At 65.9% G+C, this 19735-nt stretch carries 20 protein-coding genes and 1 tRNA gene; 9 read left to right on the forward strand and 12 right to left on the reverse strand.

Annotation, left to right across the window (positions count from 1 at the left end; translation table 11 throughout):
• Positions 1-15: 15 nt before the first annotated feature.
• From AB4Z10_RS06080 to AB4Z10_RS06090, 3 genes are all read right to left on the reverse strand, one after another.
• Positions 16-3195 carry an efflux RND transporter permease subunit gene (locus AB4Z10_RS06080; RefSeq protein ID WP_441469479.1) on the reverse strand — a complete coding sequence of 1060 codons (3180 nt, stop codon included), beginning with the start codon at positions 3193-3195 and terminating at the stop codon, positions 16-18.
• Positions 3196-3338: 143 nt separating this feature from the next.
• On the reverse strand, positions 3339-4538 hold the full coding sequence (locus tag AB4Z10_RS06085) for an efflux RND transporter periplasmic adaptor subunit (protein ID WP_441469480.1): 1200 nt from the start codon (positions 4536-4538) through the stop codon (positions 3339-3341).
• A 52-nt stretch (positions 4539-4590) separates the two neighbouring features.
• Positions 4591-5427: an alpha/beta hydrolase fold domain-containing protein gene (locus AB4Z10_RS06090; RefSeq protein WP_441469481.1), complete on the reverse strand. Its 837-nt coding sequence runs from the start codon at positions 5425-5427 to the stop codon at positions 4591-4593.
• Positions 5428-5536: 109 nt separating this feature from the next.
• Between AB4Z10_RS06090 and AB4Z10_RS06095 the strand changes: the two genes are divergently transcribed.
• Positions 5537-6541, forward strand: a complete 1005-nt coding sequence (locus AB4Z10_RS06095) for a LysR family transcriptional regulator (RefSeq protein WP_441469482.1) — start codon at positions 5537-5539, stop codon at positions 6539-6541.
• A gap of 47 nt (positions 6542-6588) precedes the next feature.
• Here the strand turns inward: AB4Z10_RS06095 and AB4Z10_RS06100 are convergent, their stop codons facing one another.
• Both AB4Z10_RS06100 and AB4Z10_RS06105 read right to left on the reverse strand, forming a co-directional pair.
• On the reverse strand, positions 6589-7014 hold the full coding sequence (locus AB4Z10_RS06100) for a DUF1330 domain-containing protein (protein ID WP_441469483.1): 426 nt from the start codon (positions 7012-7014) through the stop codon (positions 6589-6591).
• A 15-nt stretch (positions 7015-7029) separates the two neighbouring features.
• Positions 7030-7842: a crotonase/enoyl-CoA hydratase family protein gene (locus tag AB4Z10_RS06105; RefSeq protein ID WP_441469484.1), complete on the reverse strand. Its 813-nt coding sequence runs from the start codon at positions 7840-7842 to the stop codon at positions 7030-7032.
• A gap of 84 nt (positions 7843-7926) precedes the next feature.
• Here AB4Z10_RS06105 and AB4Z10_RS06110 point away from each other — a divergent pair, with 84 nt between their 5' ends.
• From AB4Z10_RS06110 to AB4Z10_RS06120, 3 genes are all read left to right on the forward strand, one after another.
• Positions 7927-8511: a TetR/AcrR family transcriptional regulator gene (locus tag AB4Z10_RS06110; RefSeq protein WP_441469485.1), complete on the forward strand. Its 585-nt coding sequence runs from the start codon at positions 7927-7929 to the stop codon at positions 8509-8511.
• Positions 8512-8591: 80 nt separating this feature from the next.
• Positions 8592-8870: a hypothetical protein gene (locus AB4Z10_RS06115; RefSeq protein WP_441469486.1), complete on the forward strand. Its 279-nt coding sequence runs from the start codon at positions 8592-8594 to the stop codon at positions 8868-8870.
• Positions 8867-9358 carry a YbaK/EbsC family protein gene (locus tag AB4Z10_RS06120; RefSeq protein WP_441469487.1) on the forward strand — a complete coding sequence of 164 codons (492 nt, stop codon included), beginning with the start codon at positions 8867-8869 and terminating at the stop codon, positions 9356-9358. The genes AB4Z10_RS06115 and AB4Z10_RS06120 overlap by 4 nt, the downstream gene beginning before the upstream one ends.
• 3 nt (positions 9359-9361) lie before the next feature.
• Here the strand turns inward: AB4Z10_RS06120 and AB4Z10_RS06125 are convergent, their stop codons facing one another.
• Positions 9362-10165 carry a DUF72 domain-containing protein gene (locus tag AB4Z10_RS06125; protein ID WP_441469488.1) on the reverse strand — a complete coding sequence of 268 codons (804 nt, stop codon included), beginning with the start codon at positions 10163-10165 and terminating at the stop codon, positions 9362-9364.
• 187 nt (positions 10166-10352) lie between these two features.
• Between AB4Z10_RS06125 and AB4Z10_RS06130 the strand changes: the two genes are divergently transcribed.
• Complete coding sequence (locus tag AB4Z10_RS06130; protein ID WP_441469489.1) at positions 10353-10796, forward strand: helix-turn-helix domain-containing protein; 444 nt, start codon at positions 10353-10355, stop codon at positions 10794-10796.
• A gap of 207 nt (positions 10797-11003) precedes the next feature.
• On the opposite strand, the gene AB4Z10_RS06135 is transcribed toward AB4Z10_RS06130, so the two are convergent.
• The 5 genes from AB4Z10_RS06135 to AB4Z10_RS06155 form a co-directional block, all read right to left on the reverse strand.
• Positions 11004-11339 carry a hypothetical protein gene (locus AB4Z10_RS06135; RefSeq protein WP_441469490.1) on the reverse strand — a complete coding sequence of 112 codons (336 nt, stop codon included), beginning with the start codon at positions 11337-11339 and terminating at the stop codon, positions 11004-11006.
• The gene (locus AB4Z10_RS06140; RefSeq protein ID WP_441469491.1) at positions 11339-12223 is read right to left on the reverse strand and encodes a DUF6772 family protein; all 885 of its coding nucleotides are present in this window, start codon (positions 12221-12223) and stop codon (positions 11339-11341) included. Before AB4Z10_RS06140 ends, AB4Z10_RS06135 begins: the two co-directional genes overlap by 1 nt.
• 3 nt (positions 12224-12226) lie before the next feature.
• The gene (locus tag AB4Z10_RS06145; protein WP_441469492.1) at positions 12227-13054 is read right to left on the reverse strand and encodes a carbohydrate ABC transporter permease; all 828 of its coding nucleotides are present in this window, start codon (positions 13052-13054) and stop codon (positions 12227-12229) included.
• Entirely contained in the window at positions 13047-13919 is an 873-nt protein-coding gene (locus tag AB4Z10_RS06150) for a carbohydrate ABC transporter permease (protein ID WP_441469493.1), read from the reverse strand. Before AB4Z10_RS06150 ends, AB4Z10_RS06145 begins: the two co-directional genes overlap by 8 nt.
• A 154-nt stretch (positions 13920-14073) precedes the next feature.
• Complete coding sequence (locus tag AB4Z10_RS06155) at positions 14074-15198, reverse strand: mandelate racemase/muconate lactonizing enzyme family protein (RefSeq protein WP_441469494.1); 1125 nt, start codon at positions 15196-15198, stop codon at positions 14074-14076.
• A 110-nt stretch (positions 15199-15308) separates the two neighbouring features.
• Between AB4Z10_RS06155 and AB4Z10_RS06160 the strand changes: the two genes are divergently transcribed.
• The 4 genes from AB4Z10_RS06160 to AB4Z10_RS06175 are packed head-to-tail and all read left to right on the forward strand — an operon-like array spanning position 15309 to position 19463.
• The gene (locus tag AB4Z10_RS06160; RefSeq protein ID WP_441469495.1) at positions 15309-16100 is read left to right on the forward strand and encodes a FadR/GntR family transcriptional regulator; all 792 of its coding nucleotides are present in this window, start codon (positions 15309-15311) and stop codon (positions 16098-16100) included.
• Positions 16072-17367 (forward strand): ABC transporter substrate-binding protein, encoded by a 1296-nt coding sequence (locus AB4Z10_RS06165; protein ID WP_441469496.1) that lies wholly within the window; start codon positions 16072-16074, stop codon positions 17365-17367. The genes AB4Z10_RS06160 and AB4Z10_RS06165 overlap by 29 nt, the downstream gene beginning before the upstream one ends.
• A 57-nt stretch (positions 17368-17424) precedes the next feature.
• Entirely contained in the window at positions 17425-18714 is a 1290-nt protein-coding gene (locus AB4Z10_RS06170; protein ID WP_441469497.1) for an ABC transporter substrate-binding protein, read from the forward strand.
• Positions 18714-19463 carry an SDR family NAD(P)-dependent oxidoreductase gene (locus AB4Z10_RS06175; protein ID WP_441469498.1) on the forward strand — a complete coding sequence of 250 codons (750 nt, stop codon included), beginning with the start codon at positions 18714-18716 and terminating at the stop codon, positions 19461-19463. Before AB4Z10_RS06170 ends, AB4Z10_RS06175 begins: the two co-directional genes overlap by 1 nt.
• Before the next feature lie 176 nt (positions 19464-19639).
• On the opposite strand, the gene AB4Z10_RS06180 is transcribed toward AB4Z10_RS06175, so the two are convergent.
• A tRNA-Met gene (locus tag AB4Z10_RS06180) sits at positions 19640-19716 on the reverse strand.
• Between the last annotated feature and the right edge of the window lie 19 nt (positions 19717-19735).

The raw sequence follows: 19735 nt of genomic DNA on the forward strand, positions 1-19735 counted from the left end.
AGCGGGCTCGCCTCGTCACTCCGCAGCTTGCAGGAGCGGCGTCTCGATATCGTGCCGCACAAGCGGGCGGTTGCCCGCGAGCTTCCTCATCAGCACGTAGAACACCGGCGTCAGGAAGATGCCGAAGGCGGTGACCCCGATCATGCCGGAGAAGACCGCGATGCCCATCGCCTGCCGCATCTCGGCGCCGGCCCCGGTCGAGATGACCAGCGGCACCACGCCCATGACGAAGGCGAGCGAGGTCATCAGGATCGGGCGCAGGCGCAGGCGGCTGGCCTCGATCGCCGCGTCGACCGGCGTTCTGCCCTCGAATTCCAGCTCGCGCGCGAATTCGACGATCAGGATCGCGTTCTTGGCCGATAGTCCGACCAGCACGACGAGGCCGATCTGGGTGAAGACGTTGTTGTCCCCGCCCGAGAGCCAGACCCCGGTCAGCGCCGCGAGCAGGCCCATCGGGATGATCAGCAGGATCGCGATGGGCAGCGTCATGCTCTCGTACTGCGCCGCCAACACGAGGAAGACGAGCAGGATCGCGACGGGGAAGACGATCACCGCCGAGTTGCCGGCCAGGATCTCCTGATAGGTCAGTTCGGTCCATTCGAAAGCGAAGCCCTTGGGCAGGGTCTCCTTCGCGATGCGCTCCACCGCCTCCTGCGCCTGGCCCGAGGAGAAGCCCGGAGCCGCGCCGGCATTGATGTCGGCCGAGAGGAAGCCGTTATAGCGCATGGCGCGTTCCGGGCCGGAATCGGTGCGCACATTGAGCACCGCGCTGAGTGGGATCATCTCGCCCGTCGTCGAGCGCACCTTGAGCTGACCGATATGCTCGGGCTGGGCGCGGAAGGGCGCATCGGCCTGGACACGCACGGTGTAGGTGCGGCCGAAACGGTTGAAGTCGTTGACATAGGTCGAGCCGAGATAGGTCTGCAGCGTGTCGAACACCTCCGTCACGGGCACGCCGAGCTGGCGGGCCTTGGTGCGGTCGATATCGGCATAGAGCTGCGGAACGTTGACCTGGAAGCTCGAGAACATGCCGGCGATCTCCGGCGCCTGCGCGGCCTTGCCCATGAAGGCCTTGGTCGCTTCGTCGAGTGCGGCGTAGCCCAGGCCGGCGCGATCCTCGATCTGCAGCTTGAAGCCGCCGATCGTGCCGAGGCCCTGGACGGGCGGCGGCGGGAACATCGCGATGAAGGCCTCCTTGATGCCTGAGAACTCCTTGTTGAGCTGCATCGCGATGGCGTTGCCGCTCAAGGACGCGTCCTTGCGCTGGTCGAAGGGCTTCAGGCCGACGAAGACGATGCCGGAATTCGAGGAGTTGGTGAAACCGTTGATCGAGAGGCCGGGGAAGGAGATCGCGTTCTCGACGCCCGGATGCTTCAGCGCGATCTCGTCCATGCGGCGGATGACATCCTCCGTCCGGTCGAGGGTCGCGGCGTCCGGCAACTGGGCGAAGCCGACGAGATACTGCTTGTCCTGGCCGGGCACGAAGCCCGACGGCACCGCCTTGAACAGCACGCCGGTGAGGCCGAGCATGATGACATAGACCGCGAGCATCACTGCGCGATGCGAGATGACCCGGCGCACGCCGCCGCCATAGGCCTCCGAGGAGCGGTTGAAGAAGCGGTTGAAGGCGCGGAAGAACCAGCCGAACAGCTTGTCCATGGCGCGCGTCAGCCCATCCTTGGGAGCGTGATGGCCCTTCAGCAGCAGCGCCGCCAAGGCCGGTGACAGGGTCAGCGAGTTGATCGCCGAGATCACCGTCGAGATCGCGATGGTCAACGCGAACTGGCGGTAGAACTGCCCGGTCAGGCCCGAGATGAAAGCGAGCGGCACGAAGACCGCGACCAGCACCAGCGCGATCGCGATGATCGGGCCGGAGACCTCGCGCATCGCCTTGTAGGTCGCTTCGCGCGGCGAAAGACCGTTCTCGATATTGCGCTCGACATTCTCGACCACGACGATCGCATCGTCGACGACGATGCCGATGGCGAGCACCAGCCCGAACAGGCTCAGCGCATTGATCGAGAAGCCGAGGAGGTACATCACCGCGAAGGTGCCGACGACCGAGATCGGCACCGCGACGAGCGGGATGATCGAGGCGCGCCAGGTCTGCAGGAAGACGATGACGACGAGCACGACGAGCGCGACCGCCTCCAGCAGCGTCGAGATCACCGCCTTGATCGAGGCGCGCACGAACTGGGTGGTGTCGTAGACGATCGAGTAGTCGACGCCTTCCGGCATGTTCTGCTTGATCTCGCGCATCACCTCCTGCACGTGATCGGCGATCGCGATGGCGTTCGAGCCCGGTGCCTGGAAGACCGGTACGGCTACGGCCGACTTGCCGTTGAGCAGCGAGCGCAGCGCATATTCGGCGGCGCCGAGCTCGATGCGGGCGATGTCTTTCAGCCGCACGACCGCGCCGTCCGTGCCGGTCTTGACGATGATCTCGCCGAACTGCTCCTCGGTCTGGAGGCGGCCTTGCGCGTTCACCGAAAGCTGGAGGTCGAGGCCCGGCGCATTCGGCGAGGCGCCGATGACGCCGGCCGCGGCCTGAACGTTCTGGGCGCGGATCTCGCGCACGACGTCGCCGGGCGAGAGCCCGTGCTCGGCGACCTTCTGCGGATCGAGCCAGACGCGCATCGAATAGTCGCCCGAGCCGAAGAGCTGGACCTGTCCGACGCCGTCGATGCGCGCGAGCCGGTCCTTGACGTTCAGCACCGCGTAATTGCGCAGATAGGTCATGTCGTAGCGGCCGTTCGGCGAGGTGATGTGGACCACCATCGTCAGGTCCGGCGAGCTCTTGACCGTGGTGACGCCGAGGCGCCGCACCTCCTCGGGCAGGCGCGGTTCGGCCTGGCTGACGCGGTTCTGGACAAGCTGCTGGGCCTTGTCCGGGTCGGTGCCGAGGCGGAAGGTGACGTTCAGCGTCATGACGCCGTCGGTCGTCGCCTGGCTCGACATGTAGAGCATGCCCTCAACGCCGTTGATCTGCTCCTCGATCGGCGTCGCCACCGTCTCGGCGATCACGCGCGGGCTGGCGCCGGGATATTGCGCCCGCACGACGACCGTCGGCGGGACGACCTCGGGATATTCCGAGATCGGCAGGGCCCTGATCGAGAGCAGCCCGGCCAGGAAGATCAGGACGGAGAGGACCGCCGCGAAGATCGGCCGGTCGATGAAGAACTTGGAGAGATTCATGGGGCGCCCCTTCGGAGCGGTTATCTTGTTGGGAAAGCACCGTCATGCTCGGGCTTGACCCGAGCATCTCGGAAACCAGTGTCTTCTGGTCATGAGATTCTCGGGTCTGCGCTCCGCTTCGCCTGAGAATGACGGCTGTGGTCTCAGCGTTGAGCGAGTTCGGTCGCGGGCTTCCTGAGCTCGCTCTTCTGCGCCATCGGCACCGGCTCGGCTGCGACGGCTGCACCCGGCCGCACGCGCTGCAGCCCGTTGACGATGATGCGCTCGCCGGGCTTCAACCCGGCGTTAACGACGCGCAGCCCGTCATGCGTGGCACCGAGGGAAACCTCGCGCCACGCAGCCTTGCCGTCGTCGCCGACGACGAAGACGAATTTCTTGTTCTGGTCGGTGCCGACGGCGCGCTCGTTGATGACGAGCTGCGGCTCGGCCTTGGCTTGGCCGAGCTGCACCCGCACGAACTGGCCGGGCATCAGCTTGCCATTCGGATTGTCGAGCAGGGCGCGGGCCCGCACCGTGCCGCTGGCGCCGTCGATGCCGTTATCGACGAAATGCAGCCGGCCGCGGAACTGGGCCGCATCGGCGGTCGCCGTCATCAGCCGGACCGGGATCTGCTCCAGAGCGCGTGAACCGTCAGGCAGCGAGGCCAGCGCGTCGAGCACGCTGCGCTCGTCAGCATTGAAGGCCGCATAGATCGGATCGACCGAAAGCAGCGAGGTCAGCACCTGGCCGCCGGCCGCGATCAGGTTGCCGACGGTGACGTCGAGCCGGCCGATGCGACCGCTGATCGGCGCGCGGATCTGCGTGTAGTCGAGATTGAGCTGCGCCGTGCGGCGGGCAGCTTCGGCAGCGCGGAGATTGGCCTGGGCCTCGCGCAGAGCGTTCACGCGGGTGTCGAGGTCGCGCTGCGACAGGTTGCGGCTGGCGCTGAGCTGCTGGCCGCGCTCGTTCTCGCTCTCGGCAAGCGCGACGCGCGCCTGTGCGGCAAGCACCTGCGCCTGGACCCGCTCGAGTTCGGCGAGATAGGGCGCCTGGTCGATGCTGACGAGCAGATCGCCCTGCTTCACCAGATTGCCCTCGCGGAAATGCACGGCTTCGACGACGCCGGATACGCGCGAGCGCAATTCGACCCGCTCGATCGCCTCGAGTCGGCCCGAGAACTCGGCCCAGGGCACGATCTCCCGCGCCTCCACGGTCGCGACGGAGACCGGCACGGCGGGAGCGGGAGCGGGGGTGGTGTCGCCCTGCGCGCGGCCGCCGGAGAGGGCAAAGGCGATGACGGCAGTCAGTGCGACGGAGGCGGTGAGACCGGCCAAAAGGCCACGACGGTTCGTTCCCTGAATCATAGGGGTCGGTCCTTCCTTGAAAATGCTGGGAGATGATCGGAAAGAGGGCCCGCTAGGACGGCGCGGTCCGCTCATAGAAGGCGGCGATCTCGCCGCAGCTCTTGCAGAGGCAGGAGCCTTCCTCGGCCGCGTCCGCATAGGCTTGGGGCCAACGGGTCGGTGCGCTGAACTCGACATGGCGGACGGCGATGCCGGCCCGGCCGAGACGATCGGCGTATTGCGCGGCCTCGTCGCGCATCGGGTCGTCCTGCGCGCTGATTAGAAGGGCCGGCGGCAGGCCGGCGAGGCGCGTCGCCTGGAGCGGGGCGGCGTAAGGATGGGCGGCGCGCTCGGGTGTGCCGAGATAATCGGCCCAGCCATCGGCCCAGCGGCAACCGACCGGGCCCGCCTGCACGTCACGCAACGACGCGGTGCCGAGGCAGGCATCCAGCATCGGCGAGAACAGGATCTGGCCGGCAAGCGCCGGGCCGCCACGATCGCGCGCCATCATGGCCAGCGCCGCGGCGAGATTGCCGCCGGCTTCCTCGCCGGCGATGTAGAGCGGTGCGCCGCGTGTCGCCCAGCGAGACCGCCCTCTGGCAAGAGCCTCGAGCGCTCCATAGATGCGTTCGAGCGTCTCGGGGAAACGCTGGACCGGGGCGAGCGGATAGGAGAGCGAGAACACGACCGCGCCGGCCTCGGTCAGGGCCGTGGCAACGGCTTGCCCTTCCGCCGGCGAGCCGCTGTTGAAGTGGCCGCCATGGAGATGCAGCACGAGTCCGGCATCGTCCGGAACCTCGGCGGGAACATAGAGCCGGCCCGAGAAGGTCTCTCCACGGGCGCTCAGGCTTTCTTCCCGCCAGAAGACGGAAAGCACCGGCTGCAGCTTCTGCGCGGCGATCGCGGGCATTGACTCACCCTCGCTGTTGCGTTGCAGCACGAATTAGTGAATCGCCGTTTCGAAATAAATAAGCTATTCGCTCATTCATTATTCACAATCAGAAACAATCGAGCATCTCATGGACCAACTGACCGCCATGCGGGCGTTCGTGCGTGTCGTCGAGACCGGCACCTTCACCCGCGCGGCCGATCTCCTCGACATGCCCAAGCCGACTGTGACGAAGCTGATCCAGCAGCTCGAAACGCATCTGCGCGCCAAGTTGCTGAACCGGACGACGCGGCGCGTGACCGTGACCATGGACGGCGCGGCCTATTACGAGCGGGCATTGCGCCTGCTCGACGAATTGGCCGAGCTCGACGCCAGCCTCACGCTGGCGCAGGCGCGCCCGAGCGGCCGTCTCAGGGTCGATTGCAGTTCGGCGTTGGCGATCACCGTGATCATTCCGGCGCTGCACGAATTCCATGCCCGCTATCCGGACATCCAGCTCGATCTCGGCCTCAGCGACCGCCCGGCCGATCTCATCGGCGAGAACCTGGATTGCGCGGTGCGCGCCGGCGAGATCGCGGACCAGACCCTGATCGCCCGGCGGATCGGGGAAATGCAGCTCATCACCTGCGCCTCGCCCGACTATCTCGCCCGCTTCGGCACGCCGCGCCATCCGCGCGACATCGAAGACGGCCACCAGATCGTCGCCTATCGGCCGGCGCTCGGCGGCCGCGTGCTGTCGATGATCTATCAGAACCGGGCCGAAACGATCGAGATCAACGGTCGCTACACCATCTCGCTCAATGACGGCACGGGCTACCTCGCCGCCGGCCTCGCGGGCCATGGCATCGTGCAACTGCCGACCTTCATGGCCCGCGAGCCGATCGTGGACGGGCGGCTTGTGCCGCTCCTGCTCGATTGGTGCGCGGCGCCGAAGCCGCTTCACATCGTCTATCCGCCGAACCGGCACCTCAGCAACAAGGTGCGCGTTTTCGTCGACTGGCTGGCGGAGCTGTTTGCGAAGGACGATCTCGTCGGGAATGCGAATGGCGTTTCAATGCTCTGCCCGGCGCTGCAGTTCGCGGCCAAGCAAGCTGCCGACCAAGCCCCGGAAAGAGGCCTGGTCGGGACCGCCTGAGCCAAGGAGCGCGGCCGGTTGCCCGCACTGCTCGGGGCGCAGTCGCGTCACGCCGATCCATCGAAGCTCGTACCGCTGGGGAGGACGCCGAGCCGGATGAGGCGGCTATCGGCAACCGCCGCCATGCGATGCGCCATCGCTTCCCGGTAGGCAGGATCGCGCAGCATCTCGGCGAAAGCAGCGGCGCTGGGATATTCTGCGATGAAGCAGATATCCCAGCGCTCCTCCTCCGGGCCGATCATTCCGAGCTCGAATCCGCCCCGCCAGGCGATCCGGCCGCCGAGCCGGGTAAACACGGGTGCGCTGATCCGGCTGTAGCTGGCATAGGCCTCCGCGCCGGTCGCTTTCCGCCCGCCGGGATAGCGGGCTTCGGCGTGCAACCGGATCAGGTTGAGCATCTGAACCGGGCCCGGCCGGTTGTCTGCGCAAAAGTCGGCGAAGGTCTCGCGCGTGAAGGTCGTGAAAACCGTCATGCTTGGTCTCCCGGCCTAGGCGACGGCTTTGCGCGACCACGATCCGGGATAATCCGGCTTGCGGCGCGCGATCCAGGCATCGAGCCCTTCCCGCAGATCGGCGGTCGGCGCCATCCGGGCGAATTGCTCGCTTTCGACCAGGAGCCCCTCCGCAATGCTCTGGTTCAGGCCGCGCGTGACCGCCCGCAGGATGCTCGCTGCCGCGAGCGGCGAATGCCGCAGGATGCGGCTGGCCAGGTCGCGCGCAGCGGGCATGAGCCGGTCATGCGCTACGACCTGATTGACGAGGCCGAGCGCAAGGGCATGCTCCGGCGAAAACACGTCGCCGGTCAGCAGCAGCTCGAGCGCGCGCTTGCGTCCGGCGAGCCGGGGCAGGCGCTGGGTTCCGCCGAAAGTCGGCGGCATGCCGAGATTGATCTCCGGCTTGGCGAAGGAAGCGCGCTCGCTCGCGATCGCCAGCGGAACGGCCTCGGTGATCTCGCAGCCGCCGCCGAAGGCGAGGCCGTTGACCGCGGCGATGACCGGCTTGGGGAAGGCCTCCAGACGGGCCGTGAGCCGCTGGCCGCGTGCCACGAAGTCCCGCATGGCGACATCGGCGCCGCGAGCGACGCTTTGCGAGAATTCGTGGATATCGCCTCCGGCGGAGAAGGCGCGCTCGCCGGCGCCCGTCAGGATGACGGCCCGCACGCCGTCGTCGGTCTCGATCGCATCAAGCAGCGCGAGCAGGCGATCGATCAACGCGTAATTCAGGGCGTTGAGCCGGTCGGGGCGGTTGAGGGTGAGGGTCGCGATCGCATCGCGAGTCTCGATCAGGACGAGCTCGGCCATGGGCTGTTCTCCAGCAAGGTTGCCGGAAAAAGATCATCGCCATCGCGCTTGGTGTACACTCACTAGTCAGTATACATTGGCGACATGCCGGATGCCACGAACCCGACGCGCAAGCGCATTGTCGATGCCGCGACGAAGCTCTTCTATGCGGAAGGCATCGGCCGCGTCAGCATGGACGCTGTGGCCGAGAAGGCGGGCCTCACCAAGCGGACGCTCTACTATCATTTCAAGAGCAAGGACGATCTGGTCGCCGCCTATCTCGAAGCCCGAGATCAGCCCAACCTGAAGCAGATGGCTGGCTGGTTCGGGGCAGCCGATGGCGGGGTCGACGGCAAGGTCGAAGCGATCTTCGCCAATCTGGCCCGTGTCGCGAGGCATCCGAAATGGAAGGGCTGCGGTTTCCTGCGCACCGCCGCGGAACTGGCTGCCATGCCCGGTCACCCCGCCATCAAGGCGGGGGCACGGCACAAGGCGAACTTCGAAAACTGGCTGGCCGGCGAGATGCGGAGCCGCGGCCTTGCCGACCCGCAGGCCTTGGCCCGTGAAATCGTCCTGCTGATGGATGGAGCCTTTTCGATCATGCTGATCCATCGCAATCCGGATTATATCGAGGCGGCCGGCCGCGCCGCGGGATTGCTCGTCAGGACGCGCAACCCGGCAAATGAATGAAGCGCGAGTGTCTAGTGGCTCGTGCAAAAGAAGGTAATAAATTGTTATTCATCATGTTTTCGATTGAACGGGTTTGACGCATGCACACCGTCAAGGTCATCGGCATCGGCTTTGCCCTGCTCGGCATTCTGCTCGTCGCCGCGCCCCGGCTCGCCATCTCGGCCGGCCGGCCGATCGCATTCGCGGTCCGGCTGTTCCTGCCGCTCTGGCTGGCCGGCGCCCTCATCAACCTCTGGATCGGCGTCAGCCGGGCGGGCTATACCGTGTTGGAGGAAGCGCCGATCTTCCTCATCGTCTTCGGCGTGCCGGCGATCGCCAGCCTGCTGATCCTCTGGTTGACCTCGCGAATTGCCCGATGAGCCTTCAATCCGTCCGCGCCTTCTTCGCCGAACACGCTCCCGACATCGCCGTCATCGTGACCGATGAGAGCAGCGCCACCGTGCCGCTCGCCGCCGCGGCTCATGGCGTCGAGCCCGGCCAGATCGCCAAGACGCTCTCGCTGCGCATCGGCGAGGAGGTCGTCCTGGTCGTGACGCGCGGCGATGCGCGGCTCGACAACAGGAAGGCGAAGGCCGGGCTCGGCGGCAAGCCGCGCATGCTCGGCCAGGAAGAGGTCGAAGCCCTGACGGGGCACCCGGTCGGCGGCGTCTGCCCCTTCGGCCTCGCGACGCCGCTCAAGGTCTATTGCGACGTTTCGCTCAAGGCCTTCGACATCGTCGTCCCGGCAGCAGGCTCGACGCACAGCGCACTGCGAATCGCGCCGCAACGCATGGCCGAGCTGACTGAGGCCGAATGGGTCGATGTCTGCCAGGAGGTGGGCGCCCAGGAAGCCGTCGCGACCGCCTGAGGCTCAGCCCTTGGTTCGTGCGATCAGCTCCATCGCCGCCGCGGGATTACGGACCTTCCCGCCGCTGATCACGTAGAGGAAGACGTCGCGCTTCTGCTTGGGCGCGGCCGGTCCGACCGTCTCCAGCCCCTCCGGCACTCCGCCCTCAGCCCAATCCTGCGCTGCCTTGGCCCAGCGAGCGAGACCGGTCTCGGAATAACCCGTCGGCTCGGCTTCCTGCGTGCCCATGATGCGCGCATAGACGAAGGGCGCCGTCACATCCGCGATCTGCGTGTAATCGGCATCGGCCGAGGTGATGACGGCGACGCCGTACTCACGCAGCAGCGCGATGAAATCGGGCGTGCGGAAGCTGTCGTGCCGAACCTCGACGGCATGGCGCAGCGAGATGCCGTCCAGCTCCTTGGGCAACAGCTTGAGGAACGCCTCGAAATCCTCGGGATCGAATTTCTTTGTCGGCATGAACTGCCAATTGATCGGTCCGAGCTTGTGCCTGAGCTCGGTCAGTCCGCTGGTCAGGAATTTCTCGACCGAGGGACCGGCCTCAGCAAGCACGCGCCGGTTGGTGCAGAACCGCGAGCCCTTCAATGCGAAGACGAAATCCTCCGGCGTATCCTCGCGCCATTTCGCGAAGCTCTCCGGCTTCTGCGAACCATAATAGGTGCCGTTGATCTCGATCGAGGTGAGCTTGCTCGCAGCGTATTCGAGCTCGCGCTTCTGCGGCAGATCCTTCGGGTAGAAGGCTCCGCGCCAGGGTTCGTAGACCCAGCCGCCGATGCCGATATGGATCTTGCCTGCTTCGCACGCCATGGTCTGCTCCATCTCTCCGGATCTTCGATCCTGCCGCGGTGGCTCGTCACGCACCACCCGTTTTCAGCGATTGGCCATGCTCATGCTACTGCGGCTGGCGCGCCCCCCTGTCAGCAGAGGTGGACGCCTCGGAAGCCGCCGGCATAATGCGAGCGTCTCTCCCGTGGGTCGTGATTGAAAGCGCCCGATGAAACCGGAACTGACTCACGCCAATCGACATGTGGGTGACCGCCTTCGGCTGCTTCGCGGCAAGATGGGTCTCGCTCAGAAGGACATCGCCCGCCTGCTCGGTGTCTCGCATCAGCAAATCGGGAACTACGAGGATGGGTCTGATCGGCTGACCGCCGGCGCGATCTTCATTCTCTCTCAGCGGCTGGGCGTCGATCTGCATTTCTTCTTCGAAGGCTTAGCCGTGTTTCCATCGGCGGACGGCTTCGCCGAGGGGCCGGCGGCCGACTACGAGGCCGAGCCTGCGCCGCCACCGGAAAGCCACCGGCTGGACGAGGCGTTCGCGCGAATCCGTTCGCGAAAACAGCGGCTGCTCGCGATCCGTCTGGTCGAGGCCGTTGCGGCCGATGGAAAGAGCGAAGCAGAAGGCAAATCTGCCGACGCATCACAGGCGAATCCATAGACCGGGATGCACCCAGCAAGATTCGCTTGGAACAACGAAGCTGGCGTGGCGAACCGGCCGATGGCGCTCCATTGGCCGCGATTGAAACCGCAATCCGCGGCCGATCTCACCTTGCCCTTGCAGTCTGGAACGCAAGCGCCGGCAGCGAATGCAGCGGCCGCCTTGTCGACACTGACCGCCTCCTGAACGTTAGCTGCTGCGCCGTGATCAGGCTTTGAGGTGGAACGTCACGAGCAGGGTGATCTCGGAGCTCTCTTGCAGGGTCGCGGCAACGCGCAGGAAGTTGCCGAAATGGCTGAGCCGCTGAAACGTGACGGCGTCCTTCGCCGCAGGCAGGTCGAACTCCGAACCCTCGGCGCACCAATGCATCCCGTCTGCCGAAATTTCGACCCTGGCTTTCGGCAAGGGCCCCTTCGGCTCCTTGAGCGCACGGATGAAGACGATTGCTTCCTTCGCCCAGCCGGCCTCGTAGGGTTCGGTCGCGCTTGTCCCCGTCCAGATCTCGTTGCGGGCGACGACGGCGGTCAGGTTCTCGGGCAACATCAGAAATCCCCCGACAGGCAGACGGAGTCGAGATAGGCGAAGGCGCGCTTGTCGGTATCCGTCTCGGCGAAGAACGCGAGGTTCAGCATGCACCACAGATTCTTCATCGCGGGGATGCGGATGCAGTCGAAGCCGTCCATCGCGAAGATGCGGTCGTTGACCTGGAAGCGCGTCGCCTGCATCGCGGCGAGGTCGAAATCGAAGCGCAGATAGTGCCAGTTCACCTTGGTCGGAATCTCGTTGTAGCAGAGCCTTTGCTCTCCGCCGGGCAGGTCCTCCCAGTCCTCGGGAGCGAGATGGTAATGCGTGATCGTCTTGCCGGCGGTCCCGATCGGCTTGATCGGCGTCGTCTTGCGCTTGAACTGCCAGCGCTGGATGTGCTGCCCGTCCTGCGCGTTGAGGAAGCGCAGATGCGGCATCACCCGGTCGCCCGGCCCTGAGGTGTCGCCGATCTGGAGGTCGTAAAGGAAGCCGAAGGAGCGGATATCGGTCTCCGAGAGCGCAAGCTCCGTCGCCTCCGGCTTGAAGGTGAAATAGGCCTCCAGCCGGATCGGCCCGGCCTTGCGGAAGGTCAGGCGCTTGATCGCGACGTTCTGCGCACCCTTTTTCGGCCGCGTCGCGATCTTCAGCGCATAGGAGCCGTCGACGCCGCCATGCGAGCCGAAATCCCAGTTCGGCAAGGTCGAGAGCATGGCGTGGCTGTGCTGGGCATAGCCCGGCAGCATCGCGTCCAGCGTATCCTCGTAATTGCCGACGAGTTGGGTCCAGCCGCTCATGCCGCGGTCGAAATCGTCGAGGCAGATGATCCGCGGCAGGGGATCGAAGCGGCTGAGTTGCGGATCGCTCTCGCGGATGGCGCGTCTGAGATCGTCGAGCTGGGTCATGGCTTACCCCTTCACCGCGCCGGCGGTCAGGCCCGCGACGAGGTGTTTCTGCATGAGGATGACGAAGGCGAGCACGGGCACGAGCTGCACGGTCGAGGCGGCGAAGAGCACGCCCCATTCGACGCCTTCGACGGCGCCGATCATCTCGGAGATCACCAATGGCGCGGTCTTCGCCTTGGTGGTCGTGAAGATGAACGCGAAGAGGAACTCGTTCCAGGCGTAGACGATGACGAAGACCGAGACCGCAAGCATCCCCTGCGCCGCCATCGGCAGGATGACGCGGGCGATGATCTGCATCTGCGAGGCGCCGTCCATCATCGCGGCCTCGTCCAGCTCGCGCGGGATCTGGTCGATGAAGGTCCGCATCACCACCGTCCCCAGCGAGACGAAGAAGGTGGCGTAGAGCACGATGAGCACGAAATGCGTGTCGTTGAGCCCGAGCCAGTTCACCACCGGGAACAGCGGCAGCGTGATCACGATCGGCGGGATCAGCCGGATGAAGATCAGGAAGAAGGCCGAGGCCTGCAGGCCGCGCGAGGCGAAGCGCGAATAGGCGAAGCCGGCGAGCAGGGAGACGCCGACCGCGAGCAGCGTCGCGCCCACCGTGACGAGGAGGCTGTTCCACAGGCCGAAGAAGAAATCGCCCCAGCGGCTCCACAGCGCCTGGTAGTTCGCCAGCGTCGGCGCGAAGGAAAAGGCGCCGGCGGTCGAGAAGATGTCGCGATCGGCCTTGAAGGAGGACATCGCGATCAGCCCGATCGGCACGAGCGACCAGGCGACAACCGCCAGCACGCCGACGAGCTTGAGGAGATGGCGCAGAAGCTTAGGCACGCGCAAACATCTCCTTGTAGAGCCGGCGCAGATAGAACAGCGCGAGCAGGAGCGAGGCGAGCACGAGCAGCCAACCTGTGGCGGCGGCGGAGCCGAAGGCGTTGTACCGGAAGGCCTCGAGATAGAGATAGACCGCCATCACCTCGGTCGAGCGCGCCGGGCCGCCGCCGGTCATCAGCCAGACCTCGGAGAATAGGCGGAAGGCGAAGATGTAGCGGAACAGCGCGGCGATCAGCAGCGCCGGCATCAGCAGCGGCAGCGTAATGCGACTGAACGACGTCCAGGCCGAGGCGCCGTCGATCGAGGCGGCCTCATAGAGATCGGTCGGAATCGAGAGCCGCGCCGCATAGAGGATGATGAACGAGAAGGGCAGGTGCAGCCAGATCGAGAGCAGGCTGACCATGGCGAGGCCATGGCTCGGATTCACAGCCCATTCGATCGGCGGCAGGCCGATGGTGGCCAGAAGCCGGCTCATCATCCCGACATCCGGCTCGAACAAATAGCGCCACATCACCACCGCCGAGACCTCGCTCACCGCATAGGGCGCGAGCACGATGGCGAGCAGGAGAGGGCGAAACGGCACGCCCGAGGCGAAGAACAGCGCCATGCCGAGCCCGATCAGCAACTCGACATGCACGACCACGGCGACGACGATCACAGTGTTCAGCAGCGCCTTCCAGAAATAGGGGTCGGCCAGCACCTTGGCGTAATTGGCGAGGCCGACGAATGTCGCCTGCTGGCCGAAGGAGGACTGGTTGAGGCTGAGCCAGAAGACATAGATCGCCGGCAGGAAGATGATGCCGCCGATCATGAGCTGAACCGGAGTGACCAGCGCGATCGCCGAGAGGGGTGTTTTTTGCTTCATCCGCGCCTCCCCACCCTGGTCATCCCGGGCGAAGCGCAGCGCAGACCCGGGATCCATGCCTGAACCGTTCCGGAATGGATTCCGGATCGGCGCGGCTTCACCGCTTGTCCGGGATGACCCGGGAGGTAATGGGGTCCCAAAGCCCTGCGCATCGTCACGCGATCCTGAAGCGCTTCAGCGCCTCGCGGTCGATCTCGATGCCGAGGCCGGGCCCTTGCGGGATCGCGAGCTTGCCATCGACGAGCTGCGAGCCTTCGCCGACGAGCGGATACGTGAAGGCATCGCGCAGCGGGTTCTCGTAGACCATGCATTCGAAGGTGCGGAAGCTCTCCGCAGCCGCTGCCAGTTGCAGGCTCGCGGCGACGCAGATCGCGCCCGACCAGCCGACATGCGGCGCATAGGCGGTATTGAAGGCCGCGGCGAGCTCGGCGATGCGCCATGTCTCGGTGATGCCGCCGGAGCGCGTGACGTCCGGCTGGATCAGGCCGAGGGAGCGATCCTGCAGCATGGTCAGCGCCTCGCCCGCGACGAAATCGCTCTCGCCCGCGGCGAGCCGGATCGGCAGATGCTGCGCGAGGCGCCGGTAGCCCTCACGATCATGCGGGGCGATCGGCTCCTCAAAGAAGCCGTAGCCGAGATCGGCGAGCGCCCGCCCGACGATCAGCGCGTCGTCGACGTCATAGGCCCAGTTCGCATCCACATAGAGCGCGATGTCGTCGCCGGCGAGCCTGCGGATCAGCTTGGCCCGCGCCACCGCATCCTTGAGCGGGTGGCCAAGCTTGACCTTGATCTCGCGGAAGCCGGCCTTCAGCGCCGCCGCGACCTCGGCCTCGACCGTCGCATCGTCTAGCCAGTTGATAGAGGAGGCATAGGCCGCAACCTCCTTGCGCCCCATCCCCCCGAGCAACCGATGAATCGGCTCGCCCGCCTGCTTTCCCGCGATGTCCCAGAGCGCGATATCAATCGCCGCGATCGCCTCGACGACCTGCCCGCCAGGGCGGCCGGAGAGGGCGGCACGCATCGCCTTCCAGAGCGCTCTGCGGTCGGCAGCGTCGCGCCCGATCAGTCGCGGAACCAATGCTTCCTCGATGAAGCGCGCGTAGCCGGCAGCGCCGCGCCGGCACAGCCCCTCGCCGAAACCGACGGTTCCGTCCTCGGTCTCGATCTCGACCACGACGATCTCGATCGCGGGGTAGTCGCCCTGCGAGGTCCGCTGGACCTTGGGCAGCGTCGCCCGCAACGGATGGACATCGACTTTGGCGATGCGGCTGGCCGACATGCGGCATGACCCTCCCGAGACGCGTCGCTGAACGACATATACTTATCTGATAGGTTGAACAGTTGCCAAGGAATGCGGCATCTGTCAATGATCGCCACCGGAGGACATTGATGAGCGATCTCGCCCGTGCCGTGCTGGATACTGACGACCCGTTCGCAGGCGGCGATGTCGTGCCGATGCGCCTCGGCGATGCCGTGATCCAGCGCATCACCCAGGCGATCCATGAGGGCCGGCTGAAGCCAGGCGACTCCCTGCCTTCGGAAGCGCGCATCGCGGCCTCCTTCGGCGTCAGCAAGCCGATCGCGCGCGAGGCCATCCGGCAGCTTGCGGCAATGGGCGTCGTGCATATCCAGCAGGGTAAGCCGACGCGGGTGCAGGCGCTCGATGCCGCCCCGCTCGACCGCTTCTATCGCTTTGCCGTGCGCGGCCGCGCCAATGGCCTGACCGAGGCGGTGGAACTGCGTCGCATCCTCGAGCCGCCGATCGCGGCGCATAGCGCCGAGCGCCGCTCGGCCGAGGATATCGAGAAGCTCGACCTCATTCTGGCCCGCATGGAGGATGCGCTCGGCAATGTGCCGCGCTGGATCGAGGCCGATCTCGACTTTCATGAGGCGGTGGCGGCCTCATCGGGCAACCGCCTGCTCGATTTCCAGATCCGGGGCCTCAGGCCGGTCATTCGCGAAGTGATGGAGATCTTCAACTCGCGCGAGGCGCGCGGTCCCGACGACTGGCAGCGCACTTTCGAGCGGCATGTCCGTGTCGTCGACGCGATCCGGGCCGGCGATCCCGCCGCAGCCTCTGCCGCCATGAACAAGCATTTCGAAGCGGCAGAAGCCGCCATCGCGGAACTCGCGAACCACAGGGAGGATCACCATGAGCCAGAGGACGACGCTCGACCGTAGACAGTTCGGGGCCGGCATCCTGGGGTTGAGCTTCGCCGGGCTCGGCAGCGCGGCGCAGGCGCAGAGCGGCCCGTTCAACGTCTTCACCCACCGCGTCATGCAGACAGTCGCGACCGGCGCGCAGGGCGGCGACATAACCAAGGACTGGGCGCAGAAGAACGGCGTCACCGTCCAGTGGACCACCTTCGACACCGGGCCTCTGCAGGAGCGGCTGTTCCGCGAGGCAAGCCTCGGCGAGACTTCCGTCGATGTCGGCTTCGTCGTCAATACGCAGGTTGTGCCGCGCGCCGCGACCCTGTTCGAGCCGCTCGACGATTACCTCAGGAAGGATCCGGTCGAGGACCCGGCCGACATCTTTCCCGGCCTGATGCAGGGCATGAAGGTCGGTGGCCACCAGCTCGCCGTCCCCTTCCGCCACGCCTCCTCCGGCCTGCACTACAATGAGGAAATCCTGGCCGAGAAGGGCTTCTCCAAGCCCCCGGCGACGATCGAGGAGATGATCGAGATCGCCAAGGCCTGCAGCTATCGCCGCAGCGACGGCACACAGGTCGTGGGCTTGTGCACGCCGGGCGTGACCTACCCCAATGTGATCGACCTCGCCCGCGCCTGGGATGGCGACTTCATCACTCCCGACTTCAAATGCGTCGCCGACCAGCCGCCGATGCTGAACGCGATCCGCACCTTGCGCGAGCTTTTCCAGATCAACGCCTTCCCGCGCAATTTCGCGACACTCTCGCCCGAGGACGTCAATGTCTGGATGCAGCAGGGCCGGGCCGCAATGAGCCTGCAGAGCATGGGCCGCAACCGCATCTACAACGATCCGCAGAAATCGAAATTCCCCGGCAAGATCAATACCATCGCGGTCCCGGCCTCGAAAACGCTCGCCGGCAAATACGATGCTGCCCCGGCGAAGGTCGAGTTCTGGGGCATGGTCATTCCGAAGAACGCCAGGCGCAAGGACCTCGCCTGGAGCTTCATCAAGGCGATGACCGCCAAGGATGCGACGCTGAAGGCCGCGCTCAACGGCAACGGCCCGGTGCGCGCCTCGACCTATGCGGACCAGGGCTTCGCCGGTACCGTGCCCTATGCCGCCGAGGAACTGAAGGTGCTCAAGGTCGCGCGCGTGCCGATGCCGGCCTTCGACGAAGCCGCGCGTGCCGGCGACCTGTTCAAGGAAGAGGCGGAAGCCGCCGTGCTTGGCATGAAGACGCCTGCGGAGGCGATGGCCTCGCTGGTCAAGCGCGTGCAGCCGCTGCTGCCGGCCTGAACGACCGACAAAAGCGGCGCGATGACAGCGTCGAAACAACATCCCGGAGGACAATCGATGACATCCCGCGTCTCGCGCCGCCGGTTCGGCGCGCTCACTGGTGCCGCGGCCGCCGCGGTGCTTCTCCCGCGCAGCGTCTTTGCCCAGGCGAAGACGCTGACCGCGCTCGGCCACCGAGTCCATCAGACCGCAGCCACGACCGGTCCCGGCGGAGACGCGACAGAAGCCTTCCGGAAGGCCAGTGGCACCGATGTGAACTGGGTCACCTTCGGCGACGTCAACGCCGTGCATGAGCGATTGCTGCGCGAAGCCTCGCTGTCGGAGACCTCGATCGACGTCGCCTATCTCGTCAACGGTCGGGCGGTTCCGCGCAACCTGCAGCTCTTCGAGCCACTCGACGCGCTGATGAAGCAGGCTCCGATCGAGGCCTTCGACGATTTCGCGCCCGGCCTGATCGCGCCGCTCAAGGTGGGCGATGCGCTGCACGGCATCCCGGTTCGCCATGCGACCAATGCCCTGATCTACAACGAGGCCCTGCTCGAGGAGCGCGGCGTCACCAAGCTGCCGACGACATTCGAGGAGCTGACGGAACTCGCCCGCAAGCTGACTTTCAAGCGCGAGGATGGCACGCAGGTCTATGGCCTCGCCTTCACCGCCGTCTTCGCCTCGAATTTCCTGACGCTCGCCCGCTGCCTCGGCGGCGACTACATGACATCAGACGGCAAGATCATCGCGGCCGAGCCGCCGATGGTGAAGACGCTCACTTTGCTCGCCGATTTCTACAAGGCCGGCGTGCTCCCGCGGAATTTCGCGACGGTGAACAACGAGGAGATCACGACCTGGATGCAGCAGGGCCGCGCGGCGATGACGATCAATCCCTTCGCTCGTCTCGTCACCTATAACGACCCGTCCAAGGGCAAATATGGCGGGCGCTTCAAATCGCTGCTGCCGCCGATGGCCGCCGACCTTTCCGGCAAGGTCGCCTTCGCGCCGACAGTCGAGTTCTGGTCGCTGATGATCCCGAAGAATGCCAAGCAGAAGCCCCTGAGCTGGAAGTTCATCCGCGCTTTGTCCTCGAAGGCAGGCACGACCGCCATGGCGCTGAACGGCAACGGCCCGGTCCGCATCTCGACTTATGCCGATGAGAAGCTCAAGGCGGCGATGCCATATGCAGCCGACGAGGCCGCCGCGCTCAAGGCCTCGCGCATCCATCTGCCCGCCTTCGACGAACAAGCGCGCGCCCACGACATCTTCATCGAGGAGACACAGGCTGCCGTGCTCGGCCGCAAGCCGGCGCAGCAGGCGATGGACGATGCGACGGCGCGCGTGAAGCCGCTGCTCGGCTGATGGCAGGCGCGCTTTCCGGGCGTGTTGCGCTCGTCACCGGCGCCGCCCGAGGGATCGGCCTTGCAATTGGGAGCGCTCTAGCAGGCGCGGGCGCGCGCCTTATCGTCCACGACCGCGACGACGAGGCCGAAGCTGTCGCGCGCCGGCTCGGCGGCGAGGACGGTGGCGCTACGGCGCTCATCGCCGATCTCGCACAGCCGGGCGCTGTCCGCGACATCGTGGGCAAGCTTGGGCGGCAAGCGCTTTCACCCGATATTCTCGTCCTCTGCGCCTCGGTGGAGGTTCGCCAGACACTCGACGCTTTGAGCGACGATGCCTTGGCGGCGCAGAGCGAAGTCAATCTGCACGCGACGGCGCGGCTTCTGAAAGCCTTCCTGCCCGGCATGCAGGCCCGGGGCTTCGGCCGCGTCATCGCGATCGGTTCCGTGCAGGAGGCGCGCGCCAATGCCGATTGCCTCTACTATGCCGCCACCAAGGCCGCGCAGACGAACATGATGCTTAACCTCGCACGCACCACACGGGCAGATGATATCACCTTCAACATCATTCAGCCGGGCGCCATCCGCACCGATCGCAACCGCGCGATTCTTGCGCAGCCTGGTCGGGAACAGCAGGCTCTCGCGCAAATCCCCCTCGGCCGGGTCGGCCGCGCCCGGGGCTGCGCCGGGATCGCGCTTCTGCTCTGCTCACCGGAGGGCAGCTATATCAACGGTGCCACAATCGCGGTGGATGGTGGGATGAGACTTTGATCGCTGAGGTTGTCGGCGTCGCTAGAGGCTAAGCCGTGTGGTGCCGGCTGGTGCTCCCTGGCGTGCAGGATCTGAGTTGTGGCGTCTGGCTGGAGTTTTCTGGCGACTTGGCGCGGATGCTGAGCTTGCGCTCTGAACGATCGAAAGCCCGCCTTTTGAGGGGCGGGCTTTTGATTTGGTTGCGGGGGCCAGATTTGAACTGACGACCTTCAGGTTATGAGCCTGACGAGCTACCGGGCTGCTCCACCCCGCGTCAACGATTGGGCCTTAGG

It is taken from the genome of Allobosea sp. RAF48 (assembly GCF_052114025.1).
Classification (GTDB): Bacteria; Pseudomonadota; Alphaproteobacteria; order Rhizobiales; family Beijerinckiaceae; genus Allobosea.

Bases quoted from the DNA above. Each gene is read 5' to 3' on its own strand.
- AB4Z10_RS06095 (WP_441469482.1), top strand. From the start codon at position 5,537: ATGGACCAACTGACCGCCATGCGGGCGTTCGTGCGTGTCGTCGAGACC.
- AB4Z10_RS06105 (WP_441469484.1), bottom strand. From the start codon at position 7,842: ATGGCCGAGCTCGTCCTGATCGAGACTCGCGATGCGATCGCGACCCTC.
- AB4Z10_RS06115 (WP_441469486.1), top strand. From the start codon at position 8,592: ATGCACACCGTCAAGGTCATCGGCATCGGCTTTGCCCTGCTCGGCATT.
- AB4Z10_RS06140 (WP_441469491.1), bottom strand. From the start codon at position 12,223: ATGACCCAGCTCGACGATCTCAGACGCGCCATCCGCGAGAGCGATCCG.
- AB4Z10_RS06090 (WP_441469481.1), bottom strand. From the start codon at position 5,427: ATGCCCGCGATCGCCGCGCAGAAGCTGCAGCCGGTGCTTTCCGTCTTC.
- AB4Z10_RS06155 (WP_441469494.1), bottom strand. From the start codon at position 15,198: ATGTCGGCCAGCCGCATCGCCAAAGTCGATGTCCATCCGTTGCGGGCG.
- AB4Z10_RS06170 (WP_441469497.1), top strand. From the start codon at position 17,425: ATGACATCCCGCGTCTCGCGCCGCCGGTTCGGCGCGCTCACTGGTGCC.
- AB4Z10_RS06150 (WP_441469493.1), bottom strand. From the start codon at position 13,919: ATGAAGCAAAAAACACCCCTCTCGGCGATCGCGCTGGTCACTCCGGTT.
- AB4Z10_RS06165 (WP_441469496.1), top strand. From the start codon at position 16,072: ATGAGCCAGAGGACGACGCTCGACCGTAGACAGTTCGGGGCCGGCATC.
- AB4Z10_RS06110 (WP_441469485.1), top strand. From the start codon at position 7,927: ATGCCGGATGCCACGAACCCGACGCGCAAGCGCATTGTCGATGCCGCG.
- AB4Z10_RS06120 (WP_441469487.1), top strand. From the start codon at position 8,867: ATGAGCCTTCAATCCGTCCGCGCCTTCTTCGCCGAACACGCTCCCGAC.
- AB4Z10_RS06135 (WP_441469490.1), bottom strand. From the start codon at position 11,339: ATGTTGCCCGAGAACCTGACCGCCGTCGTCGCCCGCAACGAGATCTGG.
- AB4Z10_RS06085 (WP_441469480.1), bottom strand. From the start codon at position 4,538: ATGATTCAGGGAACGAACCGTCGTGGCCTTTTGGCCGGTCTCACCGCC.
- AB4Z10_RS06100 (WP_441469483.1), bottom strand. From the start codon at position 7,014: ATGACGGTTTTCACGACCTTCACGCGCGAGACCTTCGCCGACTTTTGC.
- AB4Z10_RS06125 (WP_441469488.1), bottom strand. From the start codon at position 10,165: ATGGCGTGCGAAGCAGGCAAGATCCATATCGGCATCGGCGGCTGGGTC.
- AB4Z10_RS06160 (WP_441469495.1), top strand. From the start codon at position 15,309: ATGAGCGATCTCGCCCGTGCCGTGCTGGATACTGACGACCCGTTCGCA.
- AB4Z10_RS06080 (WP_441469479.1), bottom strand. From the start codon at position 3,195: ATGAATCTCTCCAAGTTCTTCATCGACCGGCCGATCTTCGCGGCGGTC.
- AB4Z10_RS06175 (WP_441469498.1), top strand. From the start codon at position 18,714: ATGGCAGGCGCGCTTTCCGGGCGTGTTGCGCTCGTCACCGGCGCCGCC.
- AB4Z10_RS06130 (WP_441469489.1), top strand. From the start codon at position 10,353: ATGAAACCGGAACTGACTCACGCCAATCGACATGTGGGTGACCGCCTT.